General features: G+C 52.7%; 1 protein-coding gene. It reads right to left on the minus strand.

Features of this window, described 5'->3' with window-relative positions:
* A partial coding sequence (locus AC1RPG_RS08960) for a hypothetical protein (protein ID WP_481762635.1) occupies window positions 1-241 on the minus strand: 241 nt, incomplete at both ends.

Consider the following 241-nt stretch of genomic DNA (forward strand, 5'->3'; position numbering starts at 1 on the left):
GAAGTAGAGGCTCTGCTTCCATAGCCTGTGTCTCCAGCCATTTTGATTGAAGCGCAGTAGCTGCCTTCGACATGTAGCGGATAACCGAATATTTTGAGGGCTTCAAATCGGAGATGAGCTGATAGCGCGGAATCGCGGCGCTCGTCATCTCAAAGGCCGGGTTCCGGGCGCGCGCCAGAAACTTTTTGTACGATTCGTTTCTGATTGCGCCGGGTTCCTGATCGCGAAGCTTCGTATAAGT

Source organism: Dellaglioa sp. CoH-57-MRSF-18 (genome assembly GCF_056781995.1).